The organism is Pseudoxanthomonas beigongshangi (assembly GCF_016820515.1).
Taxonomy (GTDB): Bacteria; Pseudomonadota; Gammaproteobacteria; order Xanthomonadales; family Xanthomonadaceae; genus Pseudoxanthomonas_A; species Pseudoxanthomonas_A beigongshangi.
Genome location: NZ_JADHDV010000012.1, coordinates 20,538 through 33,475, shown reverse-complemented (window position 1 = coordinate 33,475; position 12,938 = coordinate 20,538). Strand labels below are relative to the sequence as shown.

At 67.8% G+C, this 12,938-nt stretch carries 9 protein-coding genes; 4 read left to right on the top strand and 5 right to left on the bottom strand.

What is annotated here, in order from left to right:
* Positions 1-4: 4 nt before the first annotated feature.
* The 3 genes from IQ458_RS10640 to IQ458_RS10630 all read right to left on the bottom strand — a co-directional run bounded on the left by IQ458_RS10640 (position 5) and on the right by IQ458_RS10630 (position 3,452).
* Positions 5-1,156 (bottom strand): cellulase family glycosylhydrolase, encoded by a 1,152-nt coding sequence (locus IQ458_RS10640; protein WP_235996759.1) that lies wholly within the window; start codon positions 1,154-1,156, stop codon positions 5-7.
* A gap of 103 nt (positions 1,157-1,259) precedes the next feature.
* Entirely contained in the window at positions 1,260-2,387 is a 1,128-nt protein-coding gene (locus IQ458_RS10635) for an aldose epimerase family protein (RefSeq protein WP_235996758.1), read from the bottom strand.
* 144 nt (positions 2,388-2,531) lie between these two features.
* Positions 2,532-3,452: a 2-dehydro-3-deoxygalactonokinase gene (locus tag IQ458_RS10630; protein ID WP_203322768.1), complete on the bottom strand. Its 921-nt coding sequence runs from the start codon at positions 3,450-3,452 to the stop codon at positions 2,532-2,534.
* A gap of 181 nt (positions 3,453-3,633) precedes the next feature.
* Here IQ458_RS10630 and IQ458_RS10625 point away from each other — a divergent pair, with 181 nt between their 5' ends.
* Positions 3,634-4,644 carry a glycoside hydrolase family 43 protein gene (locus IQ458_RS10625; RefSeq protein WP_203322767.1) on the top strand — a complete coding sequence of 337 codons (1,011 nt, stop codon included), beginning with the start codon at positions 3,634-3,636 and terminating at the stop codon, positions 4,642-4,644.
* A 52-nt stretch (positions 4,645-4,696) separates the two neighbouring features.
* On the opposite strand, the gene IQ458_RS10620 is transcribed toward IQ458_RS10625, so the two are convergent.
* Together IQ458_RS10620 and IQ458_RS10615 are read right to left on the bottom strand one after the other, a co-directional pair.
* A complete protein-coding gene (locus IQ458_RS10620; protein ID WP_183641261.1) occupies positions 4,697-5,554 on the bottom strand; it encodes an alpha/beta fold hydrolase in 858 nt (285 codons plus the stop codon).
* Positions 5,555-5,650: 96 nt separating this feature from the next.
* Positions 5,651-6,997, bottom strand: a complete 1,347-nt coding sequence (locus IQ458_RS10615) for a choice-of-anchor Q domain-containing protein (RefSeq protein WP_203322766.1) — start codon at positions 6,995-6,997, stop codon at positions 5,651-5,653.
* A 125-nt stretch (positions 6,998-7,122) separates the two neighbouring features.
* Here IQ458_RS10615 and IQ458_RS10610 point away from each other — a divergent pair, with 125 nt between their 5' ends.
* The 3 genes from IQ458_RS10610 to IQ458_RS10600 all read left to right on the top strand — a co-directional run bounded on the left by IQ458_RS10610 (position 7,123) and on the right by IQ458_RS10600 (position 12,927).
* Complete coding sequence (locus tag IQ458_RS10610; RefSeq protein WP_235996757.1) at positions 7,123-7,680, top strand: DUF4440 domain-containing protein; 558 nt, start codon at positions 7,123-7,125, stop codon at positions 7,678-7,680.
* A 241-nt stretch (positions 7,681-7,921) separates the two neighbouring features.
* Positions 7,922-9,733: a diguanylate cyclase domain-containing protein gene (locus IQ458_RS10605; protein WP_203322765.1), complete on the top strand. Its 1,812-nt coding sequence runs from the start codon at positions 7,922-7,924 to the stop codon at positions 9,731-9,733.
* Between the two features lie 251 nt (positions 9,734-9,984).
* Entirely contained in the window at positions 9,985-12,927 is a 2,943-nt protein-coding gene (locus IQ458_RS10600) for a bifunctional diguanylate cyclase/phosphodiesterase (protein WP_203322764.1), read from the top strand.
* Positions 12,928-12,938: the final 11 nt, after the last annotated feature.

The window sequence follows — 12,938 nt, the reverse complement described above, 5'->3', positions numbered from 1 at the left end:
CGGTTCAGTGACTGGGAACGGCGTTCCCGGGCGTGTTGGCAAGCTTGCGGAACAGCTCGGCTTCACGCGTGCGGTAGGGCGTGCCGTCGGCCTTGAGTAGATCGTGGAACCACAGGGTCGGCTCCTGCATGGTGTACGGACGCTGCCAGCTGTCCCACGGGAAGCGGGTCTGGATGGCACCGTCGACGAAGCCCCAGTTGATCATGCCGATGTTCTCGCGCCGCGCGATCGGCAGGATGGTGTCCACGTTGGAGCCGTTGCCGCGCGCCAGCCACTCGGTGCAGATCAGTGGGCGGTCGTAACCGCGCAACTGGGCGACGCGCGCCTCGAAGGCTTCGGGCTGTTCGTAGTTGTGGAAGGTGATGACGTCGGACTGCTCCAGCTGGGTGCGCTGGATGGCGTTCAGGCTCCTGGCGCCAGGCGACCAGTCGTCACCGATCCACACGCCGCTGGTGAGGGGCTGGATCGGCTTCTTCGCGCGCGCCCATTCGAAGACCTTCGGCAGCAGTTCCTCGATGCGTGCCTGCTCGCGATCCAGTTGCTTGTCCATGTAGTTGCCGCCGCCCGGGTTGTCCGGTTCGTTCCACAGGTCCCAGGCCAGCACCCGCTTGTCGTTGGCGAAGGCACCGACCACGCCCTGCACGTAGGCGCGGAAGTGCGCGTCGTTGGCCGGATCGACCAGTTCGTGCCGGCCCGGGCTCTGGAGCCAGCCGGAGTTGTGCACGCCGGGAATCGGACGGCGCTGCGCGCCGAGCACCGGATCCGGATCCCAGCAGCTGTCGAACAGCACCAGCATCGGCCGGATGCCGTGCTTCGCGGCGATGACGAGGAACTGGTCGAGGCGCTTCAGGAAACCTTTCTGGTCCTGCTTCCACAGCAGGTCATGCAGGTAGACGCGCATGGTGTTCATGCCGAACTTTTCGCGCGCCCAGCCGAGCTCGCGATCGATCGCCACCGGATCAAAGCTCTCGGCCTGGAACATCTCCAGCTGGTTGATCGCGTTGGAGGTGGTGTAGTTGGCGCCGACCAGCCAGGGCTGCTGTTCGTACCAGCTCTTCGCTTCGGCCTGCGACCAGCGTTCGCCGTCGGCGGCCGTCGCCATCGGCGCGGTCGCGGCGAGCAGGATTGCAAGCAGGGGGGTGAGCCACTTTTGCATCGGATGCATCTCCATTACCTGAGAGGATTCGGGCATGCCTCCGGCATCCACGACGGCCGGGGCCGTCGCGGTGGGTGGCATGCGGCGCCGGTTGGCGCCGGGATCAACGGGTGCTGCTGGCGTCCTTGTCCGTGGAGAACCGGTAGACCATGCGGTTCACGTACTGCTGGCCGGGCGCAAGGCGCGCCGAACCGAAAGCAGGCTGGTTCGGCGTGTCGGGAAACAGCTGGGGTTCGAGCGCGATGGCATCGCCCTGGCGGTATACGCGGCCGCTCTTGCCCACCGTGGTGCCGTCCAGGAAGTTGCCGGAATAGAATTGCAGGCCGGGCTGCGCGGACACCAGCGACATCACCCGGCCGGAACGCGGGTCATGCACGCGCGCCACCTCGCGGGCTTCCTTCGCCGGTTCGCGGCTGATCACCCAGTTGTGGTCGTAGCCGCGACCATGCAGCAACTGCGGCTCGCTGCCGGTGCGAAGATCCCGGCCGATTGGCTTGGGCGTGCGGAAGTCGAACGCGGTGCCGGCCACCGGCCGGAACTCGCCCGTTGGAATCAGGGTGGCGTCGACCGGCGTATAGGCGTCGGCGGCGATCATCAATTCGTGATCCATCGCCGTGCCCGAACCTTCGCCGGACAGGTTCCAGTAGGCGTGGTTGCTCAGGTTGACGATGGTCGGCGCATCGGTGCTGGCACGGTATTCGATCGCCAGCCGGCCATCGCCTTCGAGCGCGTAGGTGGCGATGACCGTCAGCGTGCCGGGATAGCCCTGGTCGCCGTCGGCGCTGACGTGGCGCAGGGTGGTGCGATCAGGCTTGGCCTCGACCACGTCCCAGACCACCTTGTCGAAGCCGCGGGTGCCGCCGTGCAGGCTGTTGGGGCCATCGTTGGTGGGCACGCTGTATTCGCGTCCATCCAGCGTGAACCTGCCGCGGGCGATGCGGTTGGCGAAGCGCCCGACGACGGTGCCGAAATATTGCGGCTTGGCCAGCGTGGCCTGCAGCGTCGCGTCGCCCAACACCACGTCGGCGTACTTGCCGTCGCGATCCGGCACTTCCAGCGAATGCAGCGCCGCGCCCAGCGTCAGTACGCGCGCCTGCATGCCGCTGCCGTCGCGCAGCAGGATGGATTCGACCTTCGTGCCGTCCGGCAGCGTGCCGATGACCGTGCGCTGCTGCGCGCCCGCCGATGCGGCGACCGCGAGCGCCAGCGCACCCATGCAACCAACTGCCATCCCCTTGCCAAGCAACATCGCTCTTGACCTCTCCCAACGGCGTGGAAGGCTACAAAAACATATAATCAGACAATATGCACGTTGCGGCGCAACACATGGCAGGCGGCCTCGGTCACGCGGCCCGCGTGAGCAACCTCGGCCAACCTAGCCGCGCAACGCGTGGATGCCGGTGAATCCGCGTACGACGGCATCCGCCGAGGCGACCGGCCGCGAGGCGATCCCCTGCACCGCCAGCGCAGCCTGGTACAACATGCACACCGGTGCCGATCCGACCAGCGGCACGGTGGTGGCGCGCAGTTCCGGAAACAGCGCCAGCGCGTCGGCGATCTCGGCCCCGATCAACAGGCCGCGCAGGTAGGCGCTGGCGTCCGCGCGCGGCAGCAGGCCGCGAATCACCCGTGCGCGAACGCCGAACAGCAGCGCGCCCAGGCCGAGGGCATGGGCCGCGGCCGCGCCTACGCCGTCCCGGAACGCGGGGCCATCGTGGCCCGGGCCCTCCACGATCGAGGCAAGCAGGCCCGCCGCGGACAGGCGGTCGTGGATTTCGCCCGACATCGCGGTCATGAAGTCATGCACGCGCCCGTCGCGCAGGCGCACCCATTTGGTGTGCGTGCCGGGCAGGGCGATCACGGGCGAATCACCGAGTCGATCGCCGGCCAGCAGGCCGAACAGTTCGGTTTCCTCGCCGCGCATGATGTCCGGCGTGCCATCGGCCTCGCGCACGCAGGCCAGGCCGGGAACGATGTACAGCGACAGCTCCCCGATGCGCACGGGCACCAGGCCCGCGCCCACCGTCCGCAGGCCGGCCGGGCAGTCGACATAGCCCGCGTCGATCCAGCCGATGTTGGAGCCGATCATGCCGGCCGCGTAGACGGCGCCGGCCTGTGGCCAGCGTGCGCGCACGCGATTGGCGACATCGACCATGCCCTCGCGCGAGAGCGTGGTGATGCCGGAGGCGGATTCGAGCGTGTCGATCACCTGGCCGTCGGTGGCGATGAGATAGGCGCGGAAATTGGAGCTGCCCCAGTTGATTCCGACGATGCTGTCCGCGTGCGCGTGGTTCATGGCGAGGCTCGAATGAGGGCGGTGCGATCCGCTGGCCGCGATCGGCGCGGAGGCGGCTTGTATATTGTCGGATTATATGATTACGTTGGCGGCTCCATGCAAACCGGGTCGCACGCGGCCCGTCTTCCCGCCGTCGTCCGCATCACGCGGCGCCGGGCTGACCGGAAACCGAGGAGGACTCATGTTCCATTGGCCGGCACGCCTGTTGCTGGGCGCAATCCTGCTGTACACGAGCACGGCGAACGCCGCCGAACCACCGGAGTTCCGGAATCCGCTGCTGCCTTCCGGGCCGGATCCCTGGATCGTCCGCGACGGCGGGATCTACTACTACATGGGCACGCACGGCAACCGGCTGGCGATACGCAAGACCCGCGACCTCGCGCGCCTGGCCGAGGCGGAGGAGACGACCATCTGGCGGCCGCCGGCGCGCGGTCCGAACGCCCAGTCGATCTGGGCGCCGGAGCTGCATCGCATCGACGGCAAGTGGTACGTGTACTACACCGCCGCGGCCAGCGGCCACGATGACGACGATCATCGCGGCGTCTTCGTGCTGGAAAACGGAAACGCCGATCCGACCACCGGCGAATGGCGCGATCGTGGTCGGCTCGCCACCCGGCATCCCGGCATCGACGGCACCACGTTCGCCATCGGCGACAAGCGCTACTTCGTCTATTCGCCATACGTCGGCCCGGACAGCGTGCTCGCAATCGTGGCGATGTCCGATCCGTGGACGCTGGTCGGCGAGGAAACCATCATCGCGCGCCCGGACCAGGACTGGGAGCGGCAGGGCGGCCGGCAGATCCTGGAGGGGCCGGAATTCCTCGCCGGGCCCCGGGGCGATCTGTTCCTCTCATACTCGGGCAGCGCCTGCTGGTCGGACGATTATGCGATCGGCCTGCTGCACGCGCGCCCTGGAAGCGATCCGCTGCAAGCCTCGTCGTGGATCAAGGCGCCGCAACCCATCCTGGCGAAGAATCCCGCTGGCGATGTCCACGCACCCGGCCACAACGGCTTCTTCGACATGCCCGACGGCAGTGCCTGGATCGTGTATCACGCCAATCCCGGACCCGACATGAAATGCACGGCGAAGCGATCCCCGCGCATCCAGCCGGTGCATTGGCGCGAGGATGGAACCCCATGGCTGGATCCGCCGGTCGGCGAGAGTGCCGCGCCCGCAGCCGAGCGTAGATGAAGGTCCCGTGGTGTCTGCGAACGTCTGGCGGTGCGCCCGGCAAGCCGCGCGGTCAGTGGCCCGACGCGTTTGCCCGTCGCATGAACGCCAGCACCGTGGCGACGAACGCCGAGGGGTTCTCCAGCGGCAGAAGTTCCCCGGATCGCGGGATCAGGCTTCCGGCGGGATTGACCGCACCGCCGGCGCGCAGTCCAGCCAGGTATTCCTGCAGGTCGGCGGGGTCCGCATCGCCACGGACGTAGGCCAGGGCCGTATCGAAGGGCACGCATTCCCGGTTCCGCTCCGCGTCCTCGGGCATGGCCCGGTACCACTCGAACCCGGCACGCAGGGCTTCCGGGCGCTGGTAGGCTTCGGCGAAGCGCTGGCGCATGTCGTTTCCAACCGCCTGCCTGTCGCGTGACAAGGCATCGATGAAGTAGTCGAAGTAGGCACGCTGCCTGCCCGCCACCAGCGCTTCGGGAAGAGACGGCACCCGATGGAAAGCGAAATGCCAGATGGCCGGATTCGCGACCACCTCGTCCCACGGATCCAGTCCCGGCACCGCGGTATTCATCACCATCGCCCCGGCAATGCGATCGCCGTGGTAACGGGCCGCCGCGTACGCAATCATTCCACCGACGTCGATGCCGGCCACGACGGGGCGCGATCCCCCCAATCGTTCGGCCGCCGCGATCGCCACGTCGGCCAGGGTGGCCTTGTCGGAAGACGGCGGTGGGCCCCGCGATTCGCCTACTTCCGGCAAGTCGATGGCCATCGCGAACGCGTGTCCGCCCAATGCGTCGATCACCGGATCGTAGAGATGGCGGCAATGCGGCCATCCATGCAGCAACAGCAGTGGCGGCAGTCGATCATCGCCGGCAAGCGTGGCCGCAAGCTTCATTGCGTCGATCTGGACGGTAGTGGTTCGCATGCGGACTCCGCTTGCCTGTTGCCCGTGTCCACCCGCACCGACGGCGATGCCCGCGAAGCATGGCCACGCGGGCCGGACGGCGGCCGGCGGCATGGGTCACTCCGCCCGGAACCTGCTCTCGGTCGCGCCGATGTCCGGCGCGTTGCCGCGCACGCGCGCAAACGGACGCCCACGCTGGTCGTGGCGGAGATCGAGCAGGTTGCTGCCACGATCGATGGCCGGGCTGCCGCGCAGGAGCAGGTGGGTGGGCGACGGACCGCCGTGGTCCGCCAACGGCGAGAGCAGCGGATCGGCCTGGAGGGTGTCGGCCGGCAACGAGGCCTGCGATGACTGGATCAGGTTGTGGCCGCCCACGACGCCGTCGATGTAGACGGAGACGTCGATGGATGGCGCGCCGAGGCAGGTGTTGCGTGCGACCACGGTGCTTTCCAGGTCGAGTTCCAGGACCGACCGAAGCGCGCCCCTGCAATCCAGGGTGTTCTCGTTGAAGGCGATGGTGCTGTTGAGGATCCTTGCCCCGCCGCCCTGCAGGAGCATCGCCGCCCAGTATTCGGCGACATTGCCGCTGAAGGTGCTGTTGACGATGACGGGACCGGAGTAGGCGTTGATCCCTCCCCCGGCCAGGGCCTCGTCGCGGGCAGGATGCTGCGGCTCGGAGGCGGCATTGCCGGAAATCGTGGAGTCCTCGATCAGCGCGGCGCCATCGATGTGCAGTCCGCCGCCGACCCGCGCCCGGTTTCCGCTCACGACCGAACGTCGCAACGTCAGGTCGTTCGCGGCGATGCCACCGCCGTAGTACGCCGAACTGTCGCGGATCTGGCTGTCCAGGACCGTCACGGTGCCGCCCGCGTTGACCGCACCGCCATAGCCGAAGGTCGTCACGTGGGCATCGGACACGATGCTGCGCTCGATGAGCACGTTGCCGAAGGCATAGATCGCGCCGCCACGGCCCTCCTCGGTCCAGTAGATGTCATCGCGGACGACCAGCAGGCAGTGGTGCACGCGGGAGCGCACGATCTCGATGTTCCCCAGCGACTTGATGCAGCCGCCCATGTCGTGCGAGCCGCCTAGCTCGTCGCGCGAATTCTCGATGGAAAGATCCTCGATGCGCAGCGTCCCGCGCCCCCAGTGCTCGATGGCCCGGTTGCCGTACCAGTTGCCGTCGATGGCCAGTCGCGCGCGCCCGGGACCCTTGAAGGTCAGGTCCTCCTGCCCGAAGTACAGGCTGCCGCCGAGCACGATGCGATCGCAGGCCAGCCCGCGCAGGTCGATGATGTCGCCGCTGGCGGCGGAACCCACCGCCGCGCGGAGGCTTCCGGGACCGGCGTCGTCGCAGTTGCCCACCGTGATCGTGGCCGCGTGCGCCTGGCCGGATCCGGTGATCGCCGCCATCCCGGACAACGCGGCAAGCAGGAGCCCTGCAAACGAACCACGACGCATCATGGCGGAATCTCCGGAGGCACGGCGTTGCCAGCCGAGCCTGCGGCCGCCAGCGTGGTCGGGTCGTGAAAAGCACGCCTTTGCCGGCGAGTGGGCGCAGGTCCCCGGTTGGGTGCCGGATTCCACCCGTGCATGCCAGCGGACGCGACAGCAGGCGTCAGGAGGGACGATCCCGCCGCAGGCGGCGCCTTCACCGGCTTGCCACCGCTCCGGGGAGGCAGAATGGGGCCGGCACCCTCATCGGAGCGCCTGTCATCGAAACGGAAGTAAGAACGCTGTTTGAACGCTACGAGCGGCTGTTCCGGCAAGCCTTGGCGGGCGAGGCGGACATGGACGAGGTCGCATCCCTGTATGCCTCGGACTTCATCGCCGCTTCGCCGGCCGGGGTGATGTCGGGCAAGAACGATCAGCAGCTCAGGAACGTCATGGCCCAGGGGTATGCGTACTATCGCGACATCGGTACCCGGCGGATGCGGATACGGGATATCCGCGTCGCGCCCATCGACGGGCTTCACTGCATGGCCAGCGTGGCATGGACCGCGACCTATGCGCGCGACGATCTCGCCGAAACGGCGATCGATTTCGAGGTGCATTACCTGGTCCAGGTTCGGGACGGCGAGGCCAGGGTCTTCGGCTGGGTATCGGGCGACGAACAGGCGCTGCTGAAGCGGCACGGCGTCGTCTGAGCATCGCGTCCGCGGGGTCTCCCGCGGGCAGGCCGGACCCGGCGGACGATGGGATTGCGCGATGGCGGTGCGCGGCGCCGGCTGACGGCCGGCGTCCAGGAAGCGTCGAATCCCCCCGACGATGCATGCCGCCCCGTTATCCCCCGGCCCCGGGGTGGCTACACTGGCGCGGGGTCATCGACACGTCGATGACGGGAGGCAGGCCAGGCTGGCGTCTGGCCGGGTATGGCGAGGGGGCGCGGTGGGCGCTGGGAAGCAGGTCAATCGGTGGTCGGACGGCATCGCGCTGGCCGTGCTGGTCGGAGGGACGGCGTGGCTTTCCCTGAAATGGGGGAAAGGCGCGGACGAACTCGCAGCCGTCTGGATATCCAGCGGAATCCTCACCGGCTGGCTGCTGGCGCGCGAGACGCGCGCCTGGCCGCTCTGTCTGGGTGTCGGCATCGCGGCGGACCTGCTGGGCCAGTGGCTGGCCGGGGTGCCGCTGGGAGCCGCGGCCTTCCTGGCGACCTGCCATCTGATCGAAGTGCTGGTGGTCGCGTGGTCGGTGCGCCGGGTGGTGCCGAACGTGGGCGACCCGCAGCGCTGGCTGACCCTGGGGGGCGTTGCCACGGCCAGCACACTGGCCGGCTGCGCGTTGTCCGGCGTGCTGGCGGCGTGGATGGCGGAAGCTTCGCTGCCGTCCAGTTTCGTGCGGGCGTTCCTGGGCTGGTACGCCGCGCACGTGGTGGGCATGGTGATCTTCGCCACCACCACCCTGGTCCTGCACGTGGAAGGCTGGCGGGCCGTCGCGCCGCGCGGCAAGCGGCGCAGCTTCGTCATCAGCATGGCGCTGATTGCCGCGGTGGGTGCGCTGGTGTTCAGCACCTCGTACCCGGTGCTGTTCCTGACCTATCCGCCGCTGTTGCTGGCCGCGTTCCGGCATCGGTTCCCGGGCGTGGCGGCGGGCGTGATCCTGCTGGGCGTCATCGGCGGCACCCTGACCGCCCAGGGCAACGGTCCGTTGTGGGGACCGGAGGATCTGGGCGATGCCGGCCGCATCGCGCTGCTTCAGCTGTACCTGGCCGGCGGCTGCCTGATCACCATCCCGGTGGTGCTGGGCATGGCCGAGCGCGACAAGCTGACTTCCAGGGTGCGCGAGAACGAGCACCGCTACCGCCTGCTGGCCGACTACTCCGGCGATCTGGTGGTGCGGCTGCGGCCGGATGGCGAGCGCGTGTACGTGTCCCCCGCGTCCGAGGACATCCTGGGCTGGAAGCCGGCGGAAATGCTGGGCCTGCGCTGGAGCCTGGTGCATCCCGACGACCAGGGCCGGCAACGTGTGGCAATGGACGAGGTGCTTGCTTCCGGCCAGCCGCAGACGCTCAAGTACCGGGTCCGCCACCGCGACGGGCACTACCTGTGGATGGAGGTGGTCATGCGTCCCATCCCCAAGGAAAACAATCCGGCGGAGAACGACTTGATCCTGACCGGGCGCGACATCAGCCGGCGGGTGGCGGCGGAAGAAGCGCTGGAAGCCAGTCGCCGCGAACTGGAGCGGTTGAGCCGGGTGGATGCGCTGACCGGCGTGCCCAACCGCCGGCAACTGGAGGAACGGCTGTCGCTGGCGTTGCTGCGCATCGAGCGCAGCGGCGAGGCGCTGGCGCTGATGTACCTGGACATCGACCACTTCAAATGCATCAACGACACGCATGGACACGCGGTCGGCGACAGGGTCATCCGCGAATTCGCGCGCCGGCTGGTGTCGTGCGTGCGCGCGACCGATCTGGTGGTGCGGCTGGGCGGTGACGAGTTCGTCATCCTGCTTGAACACATCACCCACCCGGTGATGGTCAAGGTGGTCGCCGAGAAGATCATCGCCAGCGTCCGCGAACCGCTGCAGCTGGAGGATCTGACCTTGCAGATCTCCACCAGCATCGGCGCCGCCTTCGCCCGCGAAGTGGAGGCGCAGGAGGATCTGCTGGTGGCGGCGGACGATGCGCTGTACGAGGCGAAGGAGGGGGGCCGTGATCAATACCGGGTGAGCGTGCTGGGCGCGGAAGCGCCCAGTGCCTGAGTTCGCCTGGAAATGTCCCGCCATTCGCATCGTTGGCGGATGGCTTGCAGCTGCAAGGATCCCTTGCCGGAATCCGCAGCCGGCTCGCGTTTCCGGGTCAACGGCAAGTGACGACATTCATCACAAAAACACCTTCGCGCACTCGGTAACGTAAAAAAATCATCCCACCCGTGGAACGAGGGCCGTCCTGAGCGATCTTCCCCGCCATGACTGACGATTCAATGGACATGAATCCCGCAAGGTTTGCCACGTTGGCCCGTTCCCTGCCGGCATTCCGGCGGTTCGGCATCCTGCTGGGGCTGGCGCTCACCGTCGCGCTGCTGGCGGCGATCGTGCATGACCGCGGCACGCGGGTCGATGCCGCCGAGCGCCACAGCCTGGCGGTCGCGGTGGGCATCGATCGCCTGCTCCATTACGAGCTACGCCACCTGGAACGCGCCCTGCGCGGCATGGCGGGCGATGCCGACGGCTACGTCCGCGACTATCCATCGCAGAGTACCTGGGACATCTCCTCGGCCATCCGCGCCGTGATTTCCAGGAATGCCGAACTGCAGGACATCGATCTCTATGATCGCGAGGGAAAGCCGATACGGCGCGGGGTCAGCGAGTATTCCTCGCAGTCGAACTTCCAGCCGCCCCCGGGCGAAGGGGATCTCAGGACCGGCAGGCTGCAGGTGCAGGGCCACAGCCACCCGGTGGTCCCGCTGGCGTTGCGGACCCCCGATGGCAACTGGCTGGTGGCGCGTTTGCGGACCGGCGAACTGCAACGCCTGCTGGAAGGGTTGGACATCGGCCAGCTCGGCAGCGCGGCCATCCTGGATCGCGATGGGTACCTGCTGGCGCGCCAGGGTGAGGCGGGGGATATCGGCAAGCGGATGGACATCCCGCTACTTGCGGCGGGAGAAACCACGCAGGTCAGGCGGGTCAGCCCCCTCGACCAGGTCAGGCGCTACGCCAGCTTCACCTCCACCAGCGGCTATCCGTTCGTGGTCGCGGTCGGCATCGCCGAACGGGAAGTGCTGGCGCCATGGTGGAATTATGTGATCAGCGCGTCGCTGCTGCTGGTCTTCTACTGGCTGGGTGCGGCCTATCTGGTCAGGCGATTGCTGTCCTCGGAAACCGCGCGCCTTGCCACGCAGGGAGAACTGGTGCGGCATGCCGACTGGCTGGCCAAGGCGCAGGAAGCCTCGCGTGCCGGGGTCTGGGCGCTGGAGCTGGATCAGGAAAAGGTCCGCGCCTCCGCGCAGGCGGCCGCATTGTTCGGATTCGACCAGAAGCCTGACCTCATTCCGCTGGAGGACTTTTTCGAACGCATGCACGACGAGGATCGCCAGCGCGTCAGCCGCGAGTTTTCCGACTCGCTGTCCAGCGGGCAGTCGTTCCATTCCGAATACCGGGTTGTCCTTCCAGACCGGAGGATCCGCTGGATCAGCGCGCGCGGTGCGCGGGTGGCAGACGAAGCCGGCAAGCCGCTGATGACCGGCACCATCGTCGACATCACCGAACGGCGCGAAAGCCAGGCGCAGATCGAGCGCGCGGAAATCCAGTTCCGCGAGCTGTTCGATCTGAATCCGCTGCCGTTCTGGGTATTCGATCTGGAATCGCTGCGATTCCTGGCGGTGAACGAGGCGGCCATCCGCAAGTACGGCTATTCGCGCGAGGAGTTCCTCGGCATGACCATCCTCCAGATCCGTTCGCCCGAGGAACAGGCCGAGGTGCTGAAGTCGGTGCGCGATACCGCCGAGCCGCGCGAATCGGAAAATGTCTGGATCCACTACAGCCGCGACGGACGCCCCATGTACGTGCGCGTGCACAGCAGCAGCATCCAGTTCGACGGACGCCCGGCCCGGCTGGTGTTGGCCGAGGACGTCAGCGAACGCGTCGCCTACGAGGAGGATCTGGCGTGGCGGGCGACGCACGATGAAAGCACGGGCCTGCTGAAACTGCGCGCGCTGATCGATCAGGTGAATGCGCGCTCGCAGAACTGGCATACGCCCTATGGCGCGGTCTACCTCCAACTGCGGGACCTGGAGGTGGTCTCCCCCACGCTCGGCCGGCGGATGGGCGAAGCCATCCTGTCGGAGATCTCGCGCCGGCTGTCCGCGGTGGCCGGCCGCTACGGGCCGGCCGCCTACCTGCCCTCTGATGCGTTCGTGCTCGTCGCACGGGACGCGCGCGAGATCGAGCGGCTCGTCACGGAGGTGGTCAGGGTGTTGGCGGATCCGGTCGAATTCGAAGGCGGCAGCCATCGGGTCGAAGCCTGGATTGGCGTGGCCGATTCGCCGGGCGTGGTGCCCGGCGCGGCGGAGCAGGTGGTCGATCACGCCGCGTTGGCGGCGCTGCATTCCCGCAACGAGAACGAGCCCGCGACCGTGTTCCGGCTGGAAATGAACGAGCAGGCCGCCGAGCGCCTGGCCATCCTGTCCCGGCTCCGCCGTGCGATCGCGGGCAACGAGTTCGAGCTGTTCTTCCAGCCCGTCACCTGCCTGACCACCGGCGACATCGTGGCGATGGAGGCCTTGCTGCGCTGGCGCCAGCACGACGGCAGCTACGTACCGCCGGCCTATTTCGTGCCGCTGGCCGAGGAATCCGGCTTGATCGTGCCGATCGGCGAATGGGTGCTGGAGCATGCGGCCCGGGCGAGGGCGCGGCTGGGCGCGGCAGGCTGGGACGACATCGCCATCGCCGTCAATGTGTCCGCCGTGCAGTTCCTGCAGGGCACCCTGCCATCGAGTCTTCGCCAGGTGCAGGACAGGCATGGATTGCCGCGCGGCGCCCTGCATGTGGAGCTCACGGAAACGGCGATGCTCAAGAGCCGGGAGGCCGTGCGCGCTTCGCTGGAGGAACTGCAGCGCCAGGGCGTCTGCATTTCCATCGACGATTTCGGCACGGGCTTCTCCAGCATGGCGTACCTGCGCGATCTGCCGCTGGATTACCTGAAGATCGACCGCAGTTTCGTGATCGGCGTGCATCGCGACGAGAAGAATGCTTCCATCTGCCGCGCGCTCATCGCGCTGGGGCGAGGCCTTGGCTTGCGCACCATCGCCGAGGGCGTCGAGGAAAAGGGAGAGTACGACTGGCTGCGCGACAATGCCTGCGATTACGTGCAGGGCTTCTACGTGGCCAGGCCGGCACCGCTGGAGGTGGTGATGGAACGGCTGGACGCGGACCGGCGGGTGGTTTCCCGGCGATAGCGTGCGGCGGG